This is a genomic window from Desulfobacterales bacterium, assembly GCA_030066985.1.
Classification (GTDB): domain Bacteria; phylum Desulfobacterota; class Desulfobacteria; order Desulfobacterales; family JAHEIW01; genus JAHEIW01.
In genome coordinates this window covers 52,013-68,787 of sequence record JASJAN010000017.1, presented here as the reverse complement: position 1 = coordinate 68,787, position 16,775 = coordinate 52,013, and the positions used below count along the sequence as shown (strand labels likewise).

Genomic DNA, 16,775 nt, shown 5'->3' with positions numbered 1-16,775 from the left:
TAACCTCAACCGGGAATGTGTGGTTAACGTGGTATGTCTATATTATTTCAATACGCGTTAAACATATCTTTGCTGCTTGCACTTTTAACCGGATGCTCAACCACCGTGGATCGCAAAGAACCGGAATCGAAAGGTCCTTTGCAGGAGTGCATCGCGTATGCCCAAGAAGGGCAATATGATCAATCGATTGTCTTTTGTGACAGGGTCATAGTGAATCATCCGGAGTTTGCCGAGGCTTACCTTCACAGAGGCAATGCCCATAGAAACCTTGGCCGGTATGAAAAAGCGATCTCGGATTACGATACGGCCATCGCGCTAGATCCTGATAATGAAGAGTTTTACAATCATCGTGCGATTGCTTACCGGAAATTAGGACAGGCCGATAAGGCGATCGCGGACTGCAATAAGGCTCTGGAATTAAACCCGAGATCTGTCGAGGCCTACATTAACCGGGGCAATGCCTACATTAGAAAGCGCCAGTATGATCAGGTCATATCCGATTTCAATAAAGCCATTGAGCTAGACCCCTTGTCTGCGGATGCCTATTTCAACCGTGGGCTTATTTTTGCTTCAGCCAAAAAGCAATATGACGAAGCCATTGCGGATATCAGCAAGGCCATACAGATAAACCCTGAGTTTGCCAGAGCTTATTACAGCCGGGGACTTGTCTATGATGCCAAGGGCAATTACCAGAGGGCCGTGATTGATTATAACCGCGCCATCGAGATCGATCCGGGTTTTGCCAAAGCTTACGCCAAGCGCGGCATTTTCTATGGCCGCATGGGTCAGAACAGACGGTTTTGCGCGGATTTGTTAAAAGCCTGTGAATTGGGTTCTTGCAAATATTTAGAAGTAGCCAGAAACGTCGGCGCCTGCCCTTCAATACCCTGAACTTCAAATCACTTCCTGTTGAATATCTATCAAAAATAAAGCTAATCGGCTCAATCGCCAATCTTTGTGGCGAATGTATTCGCCTCTGGCACGTTCTGATGAGACGGCTGCATACCTATACGCTATAGTCGATTTGAATCGTGTAGCGTGGGTCTGCGTGTACTTCCCAATATTGTTTTTGCAATTTTTGTGTCACCGGGCCGGGTGCACCTTTACCGATCGCCTGCCCGTTGATTTTTGTAATCGGTATGATACCGCCGGCGGTCGTTGTGATAAATACTTCATCAGCAGCAAGTGCTTCATCAGCAGGAAGATTGCGCTGCACGACTTCATAGCCGCAATCAGGCGCTATCTCAATTGTGGTTCTGCGCGTCATGCCCTCCAGCACACCTGCCCCCGGCGTTGTCAGTGTGCTACCGTTTACCGCAAAAATGTTGAAACCTGGACCCTCGACCAAATTCCCCTGTGAATCGACAACAACTGCAGTTTCGCCGCCACGTTCGTAAGCTTCGAATAGACCCATAACCATGTCGAGCCAGTGATAGTTTTTTACGGTGGGGTCGACTGATTCCGGGGGTATACGCTGCCAGCGACTGATAATGAGGTGTAGTCCTTTTATTTGCTTTTCTGGTGTTGCAATCCAGATAAAGGGGATGGCAAAAGCAAAGAATTGGTTCTTACAGGTCCGTGGGTCGCGTGAGCCTGGTTTGGGCTGTCCCCTGGTACAAATCATTTCGACATAGGCATCCCGCAATCCGCTTGCTCTGACGCAGTCCATTAAAATATCGCGCAAATCGCTGCGGCTGTATGGAATTGATAATTGCAGTTTTTCCATACTGGCAAAGAAACGTTCAATATGATCCTCAAGCCGAAAAAACTTTCCCGCCAACACACCGGCGACATCGTATGTCGCATCCGAATGCAGGAAACCCCAGTCAAGCAACGAGATCTTAGCTTCCTCTACAGGCACGATGTGTCCATCAACATAAGCCACACCTTTTGATAAGTCAGCCATCCTTATTATCCTTTCATGTTTTTTAATTACTAATCAGATTTTTATTACCGCAAATATGAAAATATCACAAATATCTTACGGACACGAAAATTCATCCTTTTATTTTGAGGAATGGTGATCCTCTTATTTGCTCTGAACCCCTGAAATTTGAACCCTGCCTGCCCTCCGGAGCGTTAGCGGAGGCGGGAACCTTTTAACCCTATTTCAATCCATTGACACAGCCCCCCGGGCTTTGATAAATACGAGCCGCTTGCAATTAAATCCGTTTTCACACAGAAAAGGATATTGTTCTCCGGTGTCAGATAAACCTACCATCTCGCTTCCTGTAAGCAATTCGCTGAAGGGGATCGGTTTGATCATCTTTATGACGATCTGCTTTTCTTCTTTAGATGCCTCGGCCAAATACCTGAGCAATGCACTTCCTTTGTTCGTGCTATTATGGGGCCGTTATGCCTTCAATTTTTTCTTTGTAGCACTTTTCTTTTTCAGTGGCGCACCTGCTGATATCATTCACACAAAAAATATAAAATTGCAGCTTCTGCGTTCAATTTTTCTGGTGGCTGCGACACTCACATTCTGGTTGGCATTGATGTTTTTGCCGTTGGCAGATTGTGTGGTCATTCTTTTTGTATCACCCTTATTGGTAACAATCCTTGCGGCCCCGCTTTTAGGTGAAATTGTCGACAAACACCGCTGGATCGCTGTAATAATAGGCTTTATCGGTGTGACGGTCGTCATGCGGCCCGGATTTACCATTTTTAATTGGGTATCCATACTACCCCTCATCACTGCTCTTTTATATGCTGGGGTTCAAATCTCAACGCGAATTCTCGGCCGGACAGACGCTGCGCTAACGACTTTGCTATATTCCAGTGCTTGCGGAGCTATCATTTGCACGATTGGCGTATTGTTTTTTTGGGTCACGCCTTCTCTGCCACAATGGTTTCTTTTAGGCTGGCTGGGATTTTTAGGAGCGGTGGGTCATTATTTAATGATTAAGGCCTATGGACTGGCACCGGCATCATTGCTGGCGCCATTTGATTACACTACCCTGATTTGGGCGACGCTGCTGGGCTTTTTCCTGTTCGGAGACTTGCCGGATACGATGACCGTCTTGGGGGCCTTGATTATCATATCCAGCGGGCTTTACTTGATCAGGCGTGAAAGTCGTGCTAACGTTGGTTAATGATTGCCGGCCAGCATTTCCTTCCTAAATGCTTTCTTTTATTTGCGATCCGGATACCAATGTCTTCAGAACATCCTCTTTACCGATAATTCCGACAACTTTATCACCTTCCACTACAGGCAGTGTGTGATATTTTTGATCGACCATCAATTTGGCGACATCCTCGATATCGGTTTCCGGGTTGACGGTCACAGGATCGGGTGTCATGGCTTGTTTCACTTCTAAGGCTGCAATTTTCTCCACCTCTTTGTCAATCCGCTTTATGGATGTCAACGGAATAAAACTCTCCAGCAGAGTGAACACGGATGGAATGGGAAAACTTTTTTGCTGGGCGACCAGATCACTCTGGCACAGAATGCCGACCAGTCTGCCGAAGGCATCCATTACTGGAAGCCCATTGATTCGCTTTTCCAAGAGAATTTTAGCGGCAGTCGCAATCTCAGTATCAGGGGAAACGGTTATGATCTCACTTGTCATAATATCTTTTGCTTTAAGCATGGTAATATTTTACCCCTTTCAGTGATTTTCAGTTTCAATGATGAATCTACAGGGCAATCAAATCATGCCTTCAGAGCTGAGCGGAAACGTGAAAAGGTATTTTTGATGACTTTCCGCCGCTCTTTTCGAAAAACGGGTTTATATTGAATCCTGCCGGCGCCTTTGTTAAGGTTCTAAGAAAATACATAAAAGACCGATGATTGCCGCAACAAGCGTTCGTGTTTCCTGTTAACTCGCAGCCAAGGAATCAATATATGGAATATCTCAATATAGGCATCATATTGCTGGTCGGCATTTTCCTCGGATTTGCGATCAAATGGCTCATTTCAAAAGCCCCGCATCAGCAACCTGATTTTTCGCTTCCACCGAAGATGAAGCCATCATCAGGGAGCACGACGCGGCTTTATGATCTTGCACAGCGCATGATGGGCTTTTTTGAACAGGCGGCCCATCCCAAAGATCTTCTGGAAAATACCATCTTTCAGCAGGGTGTGCAAATCCTCTCTACCGGGCAGTATTCAGACGAGCAGCTCATTGAATACTATGCCGGACACAACGTGCCCATCGGTTGCATGGCGTTGGAAGCGCTGAGCCAGCGCACCTTATCCCAATCCACTATCGATCAAATAATATCGCATATCGGAAGTCGCTATGGCTGGACACTTTTTTTTGCTTTTCGATTGCTGGGTATAGACGACACCAAGCCAGTCGTCGGTCCCGCATTGCTCAAAGCACCGGAATGGTGGAAGGAAGATCAGCTGATCCTTCAAATTCTTAAGGATTTTATCAACCAGCGCCTTGATATCGATGAACGCCTGACTTTTGGCACCCTTTTGAAAGATACCGATTCCCAGCAGTTGAATGAGGCTTCCGACCTGATTGTGGCACTCAACCATCCCGGGCTTGAACCGCTCAAAGAAGAAATTCAGCAAGCTTCCGATACTCAGTTGGATCGTGAATACCTCAAGACAGTGGGCCGCTTATGGGAGCCTTTGGAGGCGGATCCTTGTGTTCATTTGAGCGATGAAATGCAATCCATTCTCAACCGGATGGAGCAATCCGTTACTGGTGACCCTTGCCGCTCGGTTATTTTAACCGGAGATGCCGGGGTCGGTAAAACAACCCACATTCGTGCGCTGGCGCAGCAGCTGGCCGGCAAAGGGATATTGTTTTTTGAAGCCTCGGCGGCAGATATCATCGCCGGCCAATCCTACCTGGGCGAGCTGGAAAAACGTCTGCTAGAAGTCATCAAGAACCTGGGTCGCAGGCGTGGAGTGATCTGGTTCGTTCCCGGGTTCCATGAGCTAATGTATACGGGCCGCCATCGCTACAATCCGGCTGGTATTTTAGATATGCTCATGCCCTATATCGACAGCGGAGCAATAACCATTGTTGGCGAGGTCCGTCCAGCAGCCCTTGAGCAGATCACCCGAGAGAATCCGCGTATCAAAACCACTTTTGACATTATTCATATAGAAGCACTGGATGATGGTCTGACATTGGAGCTGGCCAAAAAATGGGCAGGGCTTCAGACCATCCAGGATGGCCAAGCACCTCTGATTGAACGCGAAGCATTGTTGGAAGCCCAGCAGATGGTCAAACAATTTTTGGGTGATAGTGCTGCGCCGGGTAATCTGCTCGATTTTTTAAAGATCACGAGCCAGGGTTTGCTAACTGATGGAGAACCCGTGCGGGCTTTGAGTATCGATGATTTGTACCGTACCCTGTCTCATATTACCGGCCTGCCGCGGACCATTCTCGATGAGCGCGAAGGTTTGGATATCAGCGAGCTACGCGCGCTTTTCCAGCAACACGTGCTGGGGCAGGCCGAGGCTGTGGACTGTCTTGTGGAGCGCATCGCTATGATCAAAGCCGGCCTGACCGATCCGATGCGTCCTCTGGGGGTGTTCTTGTTTGCCGGCCCCACCGGGACAGGGAAAACCGAGATTGCCAAAGCATTGGCCCAGTTTCTCTTCGGCTCTCCGGAGCGTATGATTCGACTGGACATGAGCGAATTCAAAATCGCCGAATCGGAGGACCGCATTCTGGGGAGTGCTGCAAAAGACGGTTTTTCCGGCGCCGGCGCACTGGTCAATGAAATCCGTAAGCAGCCCTTCTCTGTTGTGTTGCTGGACGAATTTGAAAAAGCCCACCCCAACATCTGGGACCTTTTTCTGCAGGTGTTTGATGATGGTCGGCTCACCGATCGACAGGGAAACACCGCTAATTTTCGCTATGCCATTATCATTCTGACCTCCAACCTGGGGGCTACCATCAAGCCCGGTGACGGCATTGGGTTCAATCCCGATGCCAGCTCCTTTTCCATGCATCAGGTACAAAAAGCGATTGGCAGCACTTTCCGGCGCGAGTTTGTCAACCGACTGGACCGTGTCGTGGTATTTCACCCTCTTAGCCGTTCGGTCATGCATGAGATTCTTTTTAAAGAACTTGACATGGCACTGGAACGCCGCGGTCTTCGCAATCGTGAATGGGCAGTGGAGTGGGAAGAATCGGCTATTAATTTCCTTTTGGAGAAAGGCTTTACCAGAGATCTGGGCGCTAGGCCTCTCAAGCGTGCCATCGAACAATATCTTCTGGCGCCGCTATCCATGACCATTGTCAATCACCAGCATCCTGAAGGCGATCAATTTTTGTTCGTCCGATCGGACAACAACAGCATCGAGGTGGAATTTATTGATCCGGATGCTCCGCTGAGCGTTCCCGCCGATAGCGATCCCCTGAAGCCGACCGAGGAAGTATCCTTTCTGACACCCGGTGTGAAAAAGATGATCCTGGCATCCGAAGGGCTGAAAACCGAAGCCGATCATTTGGCCGACATTTATTCACATATCAGCCGGTCGGTTGCTTCATCCGACTGGCAGGCTCAAAAAAGTGATGCTTTGCAGCAAATTGCCGGTCCTGAATTCTGGCAGAAACCGGACTGCTATGCTGTGCTTGGCCGGGTTGAGTTCATGGATCGCATTGAAGCTGCACTCAAAACCGCTGGGTCTTTGTTAAGACGACTCAAAGGCCCGGATGATAGAACCAAGCGAATTTACTCCAGGAAAATCATTACGCGTTTAGCAGAACAGCTTTATCTTTTAGACGAAGCCAACCAGAGCCTCAATCAGAATCTTCCGCAGGATGCCTACCTTATGCTCGAATCAGGTCCAGCTCCTTCATCGCCGGAGCAGCCCGGCGCGTCATTCATCAAACAGCTTCAGGAGATGTATCAGCGGTGGTGCCATAATCGACGAATGCGCCAGGACCTGCTTGAGAGCCTTGGAACTTCTGATTCGGCCGCAGATTCTATTATTTTAGCTATCAGCGGGCTCGGCGCCTATTCTATCCTCAAGCCAGAATCTGGTTTACACGTGCTGGAAATTCCAAAAAAAGGTACTTCTTACGACCGGATTAGCGTTCGGGTAAAAGTTGTAGGACAGCCCGAATCGCCGACAAGCGGCAAACAAGATCAGTTACGTCAGGCTAAATTCGGTTTGTCAGCTGAAAAAACCGCCAGAGCAATCGTTGTCAGACGCTACCGGCGCGAACCCTCACCACTCGTTCGCGATGCCGTGCGAAACTACCGCACCGGCCTCATCGATAGAGTACTGGGGGGCGATTTCGACCTGTTTGGTTAAAAGGTGACCATGCGGCATTCACTGCAGTCCCAATAGTGTTGCCCTTAAACCTGGTTCTTTTTAATTAACCATTTACCCAATCAATTAATTAGCGTCTTTTGGCTTAACAAAGGATTGAAGAACCGCGCGCTGCCAGATCTCGTTATAGCCGTCTGCTTCAACTGTGCCGCTGACACGCTGCTTCTGGGAAAAACTGATGCGCACAAAATCCCTGAATCGCTTTTCAACTTTTTTGCGCAGCGGCTCACACAACTGATCGTACATCAGGTCGTCGACGTCACTGAAGTCAAAAAATATGGCCAGGTTGTTGATGATGCTGTTGAGGGTATTTTGCGATACGTCCTGGGCCTCAACGACGCTCATCAACTGGTTGGCCACATCCACCAGCCCATAGCGGATGACCTTTTTAATATGATGAAGCTGCTCGGCTGTCCAGAATATGCGGTTGCGGTCCATGCTCAGCTCGCATTTATCCTGGCCCATCAGGTTAATACGGGTAACCACATACTGCCGGGCGCCTTCGGGGAGCAAGGCGGCGATCTGAGTGACAAAAATGCCGTCCTGGAACACCGATACCCCCCCGCTGGCGGTTTCCAGGGCATGGATATGGTCTCCTAAATTCTTTGCACCCAGACGAACATACCCCTCGGCGTCTTTAAATTTCAGAGGTGCCAGAAATACGGGACCAGCGCTTTTAGCGATTTTGTAAGCAAGCTGCTCCCGGCCGATGGTTATGGTTTTGCCCTGCTCATCTTTGAAACCGACCGGTATCTGCAAAAATCGAATATTGGTTTTAAGGTAGCCGGCAAATTCCAGGCTGCGGCAGTATTTAATTTTCGAGGCCTTCAGATGCAGGATCACTTCGGTGCCCACCGGTAGGTCTTCGTCTAAAATCCTGACATCAAAATAATCTCGCAGGCCGCTAATCGTAATCATCAGCCCGGCATGCCCTGCTTTGCGCGTTTTGATCTCAATTTTTTTTGCCACCAGAAAACTGGATAAAAATCCAATGCCAAACTGACTGATAAATCCAAAATCAATCCGGGTATCCTGATTGATATCTCTGATCTCGTTGGACTGGTAAAAAGAGATACCGATTGCCAGAAAATATTTTTCAATCCACTGACGCGTCATGCCGATCCCGTTGTCGCGCATTTTGATGACACTGATATCATCGCTGAATTCAATCAATATGGTCGGCGAATAGGCTGGATCGACCAGCTTGCGGTAGTTGCAGGCATCCACCGCGTTCTGAATCAGCTCGCGCAAAAAAACACGCTTGTCCGAATATAAGCGGTTGCCCATGAACAGCTGCAGGCCGGCAGAGGAATCGACATTAAACTTCAAGTCGATGGGCGTATACCCTTGGGGCTCGATTTCATAGATCACATCGGAATACAAAAACCGCGGGCGCACCCTTTGGTTCATATTTTCAAGCAGTTGCTGCACCCAGCGTTCGTGGTGTTTGAGAGCCCGGTGTATTTCAGGATCGCTGCACTGGATTTTAAGGCGGATTGTGCCGTTTAAATACGGGTGGGGACCGATATCAGAGACGCTGAAATAGTCTTTTAGCTCACCAAGCTTAAAGCGATCTTGTGTCGGCAAGTGGCTGTAGATCTGCCATAGGGTTGTTGCTGTTGATAAATCCAGCTCCCGTCCTAGTTGAAGGCATGCGGCCAGCAGCGCTACATTTACCGTTGTATGCTTTGTGAGCGCTGCTGCAAGGTCAGTGCTGTTGTCGTATCCTGCACTCAGGCACACGCCTGCAATGTTGTCGGCAAAAGCAGCATCGGTAATTCCCAGCGCTTTCCAGTTGTCGCGGATCAGCTCAGCGGAGCGGATATAATGAGGCTCGCCGTAGCGGGGTGCCGGCTGCTGCCTGCCATCCGTCAGGCCAATGTCGACCAGATAGGCCGCTGCATACAGGGTGAGCAGGTGTTCTGGCTGCATGCTTAAAATCTGCATTTGTTCATCATCCAGCAGCCAATTTTCAAGGCAGTCGATCAGCCGGTTTCCCTGAGCAACCAAATCAATCGTGTCACCGCTATCCCATGGCAGTCGGGCGTCAGGCAGCTCTGCAACCGCAGACCGTATGGCCGTCAAATTCGTCTTTAAAGCGTTTTCGAGTTTATCCGCAATAGCATCCATATAAATTCATCCGCACGCACAGGACCGGTTCATAATTTGCGAGCATGCTTAGCTGATTTCTCAAGATGTGCACAAATTTTGAAGTTGCAACATGCGTCCCACAGACAGCTTTGCTGCCCGCCTTTGGACGATTTTCAATTCATAGAGGAATCAGCGCTTAAATCCTTCTTTTGACTGGTTGACGCGGCCAATTTTAATCGTATCTTGTGGTTAACTATCGGTATGATTAAATGTTGCCTGAATAACAGACAAGGAGGCAAAGATGCGGCTTGAAGGCAAAACGATCGGTATCCTCGTTGGACCCGGATATGAGGACCTGGAATTCTGGGTGCCCTATATGCGCGTCATGGAAGAGGGCGCACAAGTCCGGGTGATCGCGGCCAAGGGTGGTGAAACCTACACCAGTAAAAGCGGCGGCTTGACTGCCACAAGTGAAATTGCTGCCAACGAAATTACCGCCAATCAACTGGATGCATTGCTGGTGCCCGGCGGCTGGGCGCCGGACAAGCTGCGCCGGGATCCCGATATCCTGCAGTTGGTCCGTGAAATGAACAATCAGGGCAAAATTCTTGGATTCATCTGTCATGCCGGCTGGGTGGCGGCCAGTGCCGGAATTTGCGAAGGCATGCGGGCCACAGGCAGTACCGGAATCAAAGATGATCTGGAAAACGCCGGTGCTATCTGGACGGATGAGCCGGCCTTCCGGGAAAACAACATGGTATGGGGTCGTGTGGTGGCAGATATTCCGATTTATTGCCGGGAACTTATCAAAGCGCTGCAGTAAACCAATAAATGTGTGCTTCGAATTAAAGTTTAAAACCTGGTATTTCTCATAATGCTCGGTATGCTCAGCCCCCGCATTTGAATCGGAACCCACAACTATTGATTTTCAGATCAACATTCAATAAAGTAAGAAAATTTCTAAGGTCAATCTAAATGAAAAAATCTGCCAAAAAAGAGATCAAGGCGCATGGTGTGCGGCTCCTATTGTCACGCCACCCGCAGATACGAAAGCTCAAGCGCCAGCATTTCCCCGCCTTCCATGGCAATAAACACTGGTCTTCCAGCTGGTTGTTGATGGACTACCTGGGACAAAAGGGGCTGCCCAAAAAGGCGCATCTCATGGAAGTGGGCTGTGGCTGGGGGCTGGCCGGAATTTATTGTGCTAAAAAACACGGGTCCATTGTAACGGGTGTGGACAAGGATCCCGACGTTTTTCCTTACCTGCGACTGCATGCTGATATCAACCGCGAAAAAATATCCACCCTAAAATCGGATTTACGAAAGATCAAAAAACGGGATTTGAAAAAAACGGATGTAATGATCGGTGCTGATATTTGCTTCTGGGACAGCATGGTTGATCCATTGCGAAAGCTTATCAAAAAAGCCCTCAAAAACGGCGTCAAGCAGGTGTTTGTTGCCGACCCCGGAAGACCCACCTTTGAAAAGATTGTAGACCATTTTTGCAAGCAGGGAATTGGAAAAGTCTATGACTGGGACACCCGGCGGCCGCGACCCATTGCAGGCCGAATTCTCCGAATTAAAGCCAAATCCAAATAGTCCTCAACGTATTCAAAACCGCCATTGAAAAAACAGGGTGGCATTTTGTGAATGACTGCAGGCGATCTATCGCGGCAACCCCTGCAACCCGGTTTTTTCTTCGATTTGTGAAATAAAATACAGAAATCCAGGTAAGTTGTTCTATAAAATTTTTTTAATATTTATCATCCCCCGTTAGAGTAAATTACTGTAAAAGCTGCAATGTCTTCCTCTTAACTCAAAATAATGACTGCACTTGCACGCTTCTTGCAGCACTAGTAAAGAAAAAAGGGGGACTTACCAATGAAAAATATAAAAAGATGGTGTGCCTTATTGTTGTCGTGTTTGTTATTCTTTTCCTGCAGTGCCATCTCTAAGATGACGGCGATAGAAGAAGACCAGCAGGTGGTGGAAAAACAAGCAATTGAAACTTCTGCTAAAGGTGTTCTCATAAAAGTCGACGAGAAAAGCAATGGTCAGAACGAGTTGCTGGATGCCGTTTATCTGCTGGAGAAACTCTACGGCAAGCCGGTGGTCGTCACCAATGGCGGTATCACGCATGATGGTGGATCAGTCGTAAGATATGCACTGTACTTCGATGTCTCTGACAGCTTGTATTCTGTTGTAATGATATCAGGTGGCCAGATTACATCAATTGATACGATGAACAAAGGTAATGTAATCCTGGGCCCGGCAAAGATTTCGGTTGATAGTATTATTCCCGATTCAAATGTTAAGAAAATACTCGAGGCGGGTGATACAAATTCTAATCTTGGCGGGTAACCTGGAATAAATAAAAGTGGGAGTGAGGTTGGGACTCGGTACCAGTAAGCTGGTTTAGCTGGTCCTGGCCTCAACTCCTGCAGATTCTTGTTATTTCATATCAACGGCACCTCACCAAAAGGATTAATCCCGCATCTGGTCTAATACTTTTGTATTAAGAAATAACATCCACAATATTCACGATTTGTTTTCACACTACCCGTTATTATCATTTGCTGGAAAATGTCTTATGCATCTGTTTTGATTAAGTATAAAATTTATGAAGATGTTTGGCACAGCAATTGCTTCTATCCACCCGGCCATCAAAGTTTTGGTCATGTGTCGAGAAGGGACGTAAAGAAGGGCGTCATATGATGGGGGCAATTGATCAAACGGAGCACAATCGGCTATCGGGAATAAATTATTTCAATACAATTCATTATCCCAGAATAGCAACCGAACAATCCGGCAAAACAGGAAACCGAAAAGATAGACCCATGGAACATGCCCGCCTGTCCGGCACATTTATTGAAAACAAGGGGCCGACAATTACAAAAACGGTTGTTAAAGACCGCAAATTGGTGGTTGAGAAATATGACCGTAACGGACGGCTAATTCGATTGACACCTCCCGGCTATATTCCATTCGACCGGGCACCGCACTCATTTTGGATTTGATGGTGTGTCGCGGCATCGATATGAAACAACGACTCAGTGATGGCTTGAATAACTCTGGAGAGTCTAATTTCTGATTATCTAAAACCTAAAGAGAAAAGGAATTTTAAACCCTATGGGAATGGAGGCTTTAAAAATCAAACCGAAAAATGAGCGCAGGAATGGAAAACGACATATATGCTCACAGGAGATCTTTTTTGCAACCCGAAGTCAATTTTATGAAGGGCTTCTTATGAACTACAGTCTTAACGGTCTTTTTATCAAGACCAAAGAGGACCCGCCTATAGGCGAATTGGTCACTGTTGTGGATCCAAACCCGGACGGAGAAGATAAAAAACGTCAGGGTCAGGTCCTATGGAAAAACGAGCAGGGATTCGGAGTCGAGTTGTTCCATTCTCGAAATGATCAGGAAGCCAAGCTGTTGCGTTTTGAAAAAAGATCGCCAATATAGATGGCTTAAAACACTTTAAATTAAAATCACCGGGCAGATGATATCATCAAAGAAGTTCTGGCCTTATTTCCCGGTTGCGACGCAACGATCAAGACGGATCCGCCTGTCCTGCTACCCCTCACACGTAAATCAAAACCCGCTCCCCCTTGCCATCCGCTTCCAATGCCTTATTGTTTGTGTAGGGAGAAAACCATGTTCAATACCCTAATAGACGTTATTGGTGCCGTGTGCGCTGTTCTGCTAGTCGGGTATTTGGTTAAATCTTATGCCCGCAAGCCACCAAAAGACGGCGATGCCGAATCGACGGTGATCGAAGATTACCTTCAGAAAATAACGCGGATTACCGGCTTTAGTGTCTATGATACATTCCAAAAATCCGCAGAGAACTGGCATGTTCCCACCCGAAGAATTGATCAGGATTTCGCTAAATACCTGTCATCCCAGATCATCCCTTATTACGTAAAAGACTTTGTCAGGAAAAGCCAAATACACATCGATGAATTGTACAGGGGCAAGGGGACTGTCTATTCAGAAAAAAGATTGTGGGTTTTTTATTCTGTTCTCATATTGCTTTTCTGGGGCGGTGCTGTTTTCATAAGCCTATATGTTTTTCCAAATATCTGGCCGCCAGAGTTCAGGGCAAACATTCACATCGGCCCGCCTTGATATCCTGACTTTCGACTGTTGTCCCCATTTACCAACATCAAATGACCTTTACCCGATTGCCATTTCCGCAACCCTATTTTCCAATTCGCTATGATACTGTATAAAAAAATATACAGTAGGTATCATTTTTCTTACACATTTTGATGTTGCCAGCTGTCCGTTATAATCGATAACTGTCTGTATTTTAATCACATCATTTTTTTTTGCCTAAATTGCACACTTATTGCTATATTCTTATATAGATCAGATACATGCGGCGCCCGATCGAGCTAAAAATTCGAATTGCTTGCGTATCATGAAGGGTCATTTGGCGCTTGTGAATGCTTGCGTTGATCTTGCCTGGGGGGAAGGACAAAGCTTTAAAGCAACCACTTGGTTGTTTCAATAATGTTTAAAACGGGTGTATGCCTTTTAGACTGGCTCCATTATATTTCAAATTTAGAACTGCCAAAAAGACTTCCTCCTGAGTAAACCACCGCAGAATCTTTCTTGAGCAAGCTCGAAAAGTAACAAATACGTTCATACGTATTTCGATGAGCCGTGATCAAATCAACCGTTTGGCTTTGCCCATCAAGCGAATGATGGAACTTAGCGAACAAGAATTGACCTAAAAAGAAAGGAGAGGCATCATGTTAAAAAAAGGCAAAAAACCGGAAGATAGCTCAGATTATGTCTATGAGAAAGATTCAGTCTCAGAAAAGACAGCACCCAAACCGACACCGTCCATCCCGTCAACGCAAACCAGTTCTGAAAATACCACCATCGGAAAAAATATCGCTATCGAAGGACACATTCGCGGCGATGAGCACCTCGTTATCGATGGTGCTATGAAAGGTAACATCGAAATGGCCAGGCATAATTTTTCTGTGGGGTCCAACGGACGGGTTGAGGGTGAGATCAATGCGCAGAATGTACGCATCAGCGGTCAAATGATTGGCAATATAAAGACACAGGGCAAGGTTGAAATTACCAAAGAAGCCGATTTTATGGGTGATATAAGAGCCAAGGGTATTTCGATTGAAGATGGTGCCTACTTCAAAGGATCCATTGAGCTTGCCCAGGAGCCCCACAGAAAGACAACTTTGAGCGCAAAGTCGACGCCCTCAACAGCCCAACAACCCGCTAACAAGTCCAAAAACCAAACGGCCAAAGAGGTTGTTAAGGAGAATTGATTTTTGGTAACTCCGAGCGTACCTGTTTACGACTATTCTCATGCCGACCCCTCACTTGCTGCCTTTACCAGCAGGATGCTTAAAATGTATCTTGAAAACCTTGGCCGTCATCCGACAGCACAGGTTTTGGATGTGGGACCCGTTTGTCAGGAAAATATCCTATATTTCACAAAACGGGTGATGCGCTTTCACGTTTGTGATTTATTTGTGCGATTGAATCGTAGCCGGCACAAGGGTTTATCGACCGAGCAGGTGCGGGAATTCTTAGACTATCCGGCGGGCAGTTTCGATGGGATCAACCTGTGGGATTTTCTTGACCATTTAAAGGTTGAAGAATTGGGTAGATTGGTGAATTGGTGTCAAATGACACTAAAGCCGGGGGGAATGATGATCATCACCAGTTTTGAAAAGCAATGGGCCCCTCAGCAAACCCACACCTTTGTCGTCAGTAGCGGCTGCCGCATAAAGTTTCGCCTCCAGGGCCACCTGGATTTGCCGCGCTATTATCACAACAACAGGATCATGACCGCTGTGCTGTCAGATTTTCGGACTGTCAAGTCATTCATCTATCGCAATGGGGTAAGGGAGTTTTTATGTAAAAGCGACTAGGGCATCATTATGCCGAATTCGATTTTGAACCAGCCATCAGCGTGCCGGGCATTGGTTTATTATTGAATTTCTCGCTGCAGTGATGGATTAAATGCAGGATAAATTGAAAACAGAGACAAGACGAAGCTTAATGTGTTAAACGCTCACTTCACTAACAGCTTGTAGATAATGATGATGAGTGTGACGAAAATGATGAAGGAATAGGTCCAGCGGTTTTGTCGTTTGGTTAACACCGGCACGGTCTTTTTTTGTATCGGAACGGGAAATTGGAGATCCGGAATCTTGAACCGCATTGCTGAAAATTCATAGGTTTTTGGGTCGGTATAAATTCTTAAAATAGTCACCGGCGCAATAAAATTCTCTTCAGGCGTATAAATAATCGCTTTATTAATTTTGGAAAAAGGAATGTTCCACTCTTCAAATTGAATGCTATTGTCCGTAAAACGTAATCGGCCGTTGCGAGTCTCTTTGCGCGCCCATTTCAAAGGATTTTGCTTTTGAGGATGATCTATTAGCCTGGCTTTAACTTGAACGTCCTTTTCCAAATTAGGCACCTCGCGAAACAAGCCTGCTGGCCAGGCTGTCGATATGGCGCTCATCGGTTCCGCAGCATCCCCCCAAGATCTTCATTCCCAGCTCATGATGAAGGCTGGCTACTGATTCACCAAAAATGTGCGGGTCTTCCTCAACCAGCTCTTCGCTGTCATCGAGCGCTTCAGGCTCAAGGGCAGCCGTATTGGCCAACAGCCCTGCCACGCGTTTTCTGACCGCAGAAGACGAATTTTTTGCGTGCATCATGGCAGCTTTAAATATAGACGCATGGGTGCAGTTGGACATAAATGCCAATGGTTTTGGTTCGACGCTGGTATCGATGGTGGCAATGGCATCTTTTATGGGGGTGCCATCCAGCAGCGTGCCTTCCGAACGGAACACAAAGCTGACAATGTAGGGTTTTCCGGTAGCAGCCAACGCTGTGGCCAGGCCGGTGGCTTCGCTTAGGGCCGGCAAGGTGGCGGCCAGTAGAAAATCAACCCCTGCTTCAGCAAGTTTATTGGCCTGCCATGAGTGAAACGCGTGGGCCTCTTTTGATGAAAGTGCTTCAGCCTGATTATACGCGTCGCCGCGACAACTCAGCAGACCGCAGATGACTATTTTGGCGGCATAGGCGCCGTAGCTTCTGCGCATGTCATCGAAAAATCTAAAATTGTCGCCGTTGACATCCCTTTTTTCATAACCGGCTTTTTTGATACGCTCTTGGCTGGCTCGCCAAGTCGGGGTTGAAAGCAGCAAGGGTAGATTATATTTGTGGCCGATATCAAGATATTGGCGATAGATGTCAGCCAGCGCGGCACGTTTACTTGGGTTGTAGATAAAAGCCGAGTTGACCACATCTGGATCGAGTTCAAATGCGCTATTACGACGCAGGCGTTCGATTACGGCACCCTCGCCAAGGATGCATTCAGATGTATCAAACAACTGTGGGAAAGATAACTGTTTCATCTTGATGATCGTAAATGTCGTGT

16 protein-coding genes are annotated in these 16,775 nt (G+C 47.3%); 11 read left to right on the top strand and 5 right to left on the bottom strand.

Features of this window, described 5'->3' with window-relative positions:
* Window positions 1–33 precede the first annotated feature (33 nt).
* Window positions 34–891: a tetratricopeptide repeat protein gene (locus tag QNJ26_09925; protein ID MDJ0985851.1), complete on the top strand. Its 858-nt coding sequence runs from the start codon at window positions 34–36 to the stop codon at window positions 889–891.
* A 115-nt stretch (window positions 892–1,006) separates the two neighbouring features.
* On the opposite strand, the gene QNJ26_09920 is transcribed toward QNJ26_09925, so the two are convergent.
* Window positions 1,007–1,906: an aminotransferase class IV gene (locus tag QNJ26_09920; GenBank protein MDJ0985850.1), complete on the bottom strand. Its 900-nt coding sequence runs from the start codon at window positions 1,904–1,906 to the stop codon at window positions 1,007–1,009.
* A gap of 295 nt (window positions 1,907–2,201) precedes the next feature.
* Here QNJ26_09920 and QNJ26_09915 point away from each other — a divergent pair, with 295 nt between their 5' ends.
* Window positions 2,202–3,092, top strand: a complete 891-nt coding sequence (locus QNJ26_09915) for a DMT family transporter (GenBank protein MDJ0985849.1) — start codon at window positions 2,202–2,204, stop codon at window positions 3,090–3,092.
* 24 nt (window positions 3,093–3,116) lie between these two features.
* Here QNJ26_09915 and QNJ26_09910 read toward each other — a convergent pair whose 3' ends face one another.
* Window positions 3,117–3,590, bottom strand: a complete 474-nt coding sequence (locus QNJ26_09910; GenBank protein ID MDJ0985848.1) for a CBS domain-containing protein — start codon at window positions 3,588–3,590, stop codon at window positions 3,117–3,119.
* 254 nt (window positions 3,591–3,844) lie between these two features.
* Between QNJ26_09910 and QNJ26_09905 the strand changes: the two genes are divergently transcribed.
* Window positions 3,845–7,231 carry an AAA family ATPase gene (locus tag QNJ26_09905; protein ID MDJ0985847.1) on the top strand — a complete coding sequence of 1,129 codons (3,387 nt, stop codon included), beginning with the start codon at window positions 3,845–3,847 and terminating at the stop codon, window positions 7,229–7,231.
* Window positions 7,232–7,315: 84 nt separating this feature from the next.
* On the opposite strand, the gene QNJ26_09900 is transcribed toward QNJ26_09905, so the two are convergent.
* On the bottom strand, window positions 7,316–9,379 hold the full coding sequence (locus tag QNJ26_09900; GenBank protein MDJ0985846.1) for an ATP-binding protein: 2,064 nt from the start codon (window positions 9,377–9,379) through the stop codon (window positions 7,316–7,318).
* Window positions 9,380–9,641: 262 nt separating this feature from the next.
* On the opposite strand from QNJ26_09900, the gene QNJ26_09895 reads away from it, so the two are divergent.
* From QNJ26_09895 to QNJ26_09860, 8 genes are all read left to right on the top strand, one after another.
* On the top strand, window positions 9,642–10,163 hold the full coding sequence (locus tag QNJ26_09895; protein MDJ0985845.1) for a type 1 glutamine amidotransferase domain-containing protein: 522 nt from the start codon (window positions 9,642–9,644) through the stop codon (window positions 10,161–10,163).
* A gap of 152 nt (window positions 10,164–10,315) precedes the next feature.
* Entirely contained in the window at window positions 10,316–10,939 is a 624-nt protein-coding gene (locus QNJ26_09890) for a class I SAM-dependent methyltransferase (GenBank protein ID MDJ0985844.1), read from the top strand.
* Window positions 10,940–11,221: 282 nt separating this feature from the next.
* Window positions 11,222–11,701, top strand: coding sequence for a hypothetical protein (locus QNJ26_09885; protein MDJ0985843.1), 480 nt, complete (start codon window positions 11,222–11,224; stop codon window positions 11,699–11,701).
* A gap of 350 nt (window positions 11,702–12,051) precedes the next feature.
* Window positions 12,052–12,357 carry a hypothetical protein gene (locus tag QNJ26_09880; GenBank protein ID MDJ0985842.1) on the top strand — a complete coding sequence of 102 codons (306 nt, stop codon included), beginning with the start codon at window positions 12,052–12,054 and terminating at the stop codon, window positions 12,355–12,357.
* Window positions 12,358–12,475: 118 nt separating this feature from the next.
* The gene (locus QNJ26_09875; GenBank protein MDJ0985841.1) at window positions 12,476–12,805 is read left to right on the top strand and encodes a PilZ domain-containing protein; all 330 of its coding nucleotides are present in this window, start codon (window positions 12,476–12,478) and stop codon (window positions 12,803–12,805) included.
* A 192-nt stretch (window positions 12,806–12,997) separates the two neighbouring features.
* Complete coding sequence (locus QNJ26_09870; protein MDJ0985840.1) at window positions 12,998–13,471, top strand: hypothetical protein; 474 nt, start codon at window positions 12,998–13,000, stop codon at window positions 13,469–13,471.
* Between the two features lie 629 nt (window positions 13,472–14,100).
* Window positions 14,101–14,643: a polymer-forming cytoskeletal protein gene (locus tag QNJ26_09865; GenBank protein ID MDJ0985839.1), complete on the top strand. Its 543-nt coding sequence runs from the start codon at window positions 14,101–14,103 to the stop codon at window positions 14,641–14,643.
* A gap of 84 nt (window positions 14,644–14,727) precedes the next feature.
* A complete protein-coding gene (locus tag QNJ26_09860) occupies window positions 14,728–15,252 on the top strand; it encodes a hypothetical protein (protein ID MDJ0985838.1) in 525 nt (174 codons plus the stop codon).
* Window positions 15,253–15,395: 143 nt separating this feature from the next.
* Here the strand turns inward: QNJ26_09860 and QNJ26_09855 are convergent, their stop codons facing one another.
* Together QNJ26_09855 and QNJ26_09850 are read right to left on the bottom strand one after the other, a co-directional pair.
* A complete protein-coding gene (locus QNJ26_09855; GenBank protein ID MDJ0985837.1) occupies window positions 15,396–15,851 on the bottom strand; it encodes a hypothetical protein in 456 nt (151 codons plus the stop codon).
* On the bottom strand, window positions 15,799–16,752 hold the full coding sequence (locus QNJ26_09850; GenBank protein ID MDJ0985836.1) for a homocysteine S-methyltransferase family protein: 954 nt from the start codon (window positions 16,750–16,752) through the stop codon (window positions 15,799–15,801). The genes QNJ26_09855 and QNJ26_09850 overlap by 53 nt, the downstream gene beginning before the upstream one ends.
* Window positions 16,753–16,775 lie beyond the last annotated feature (23 nt).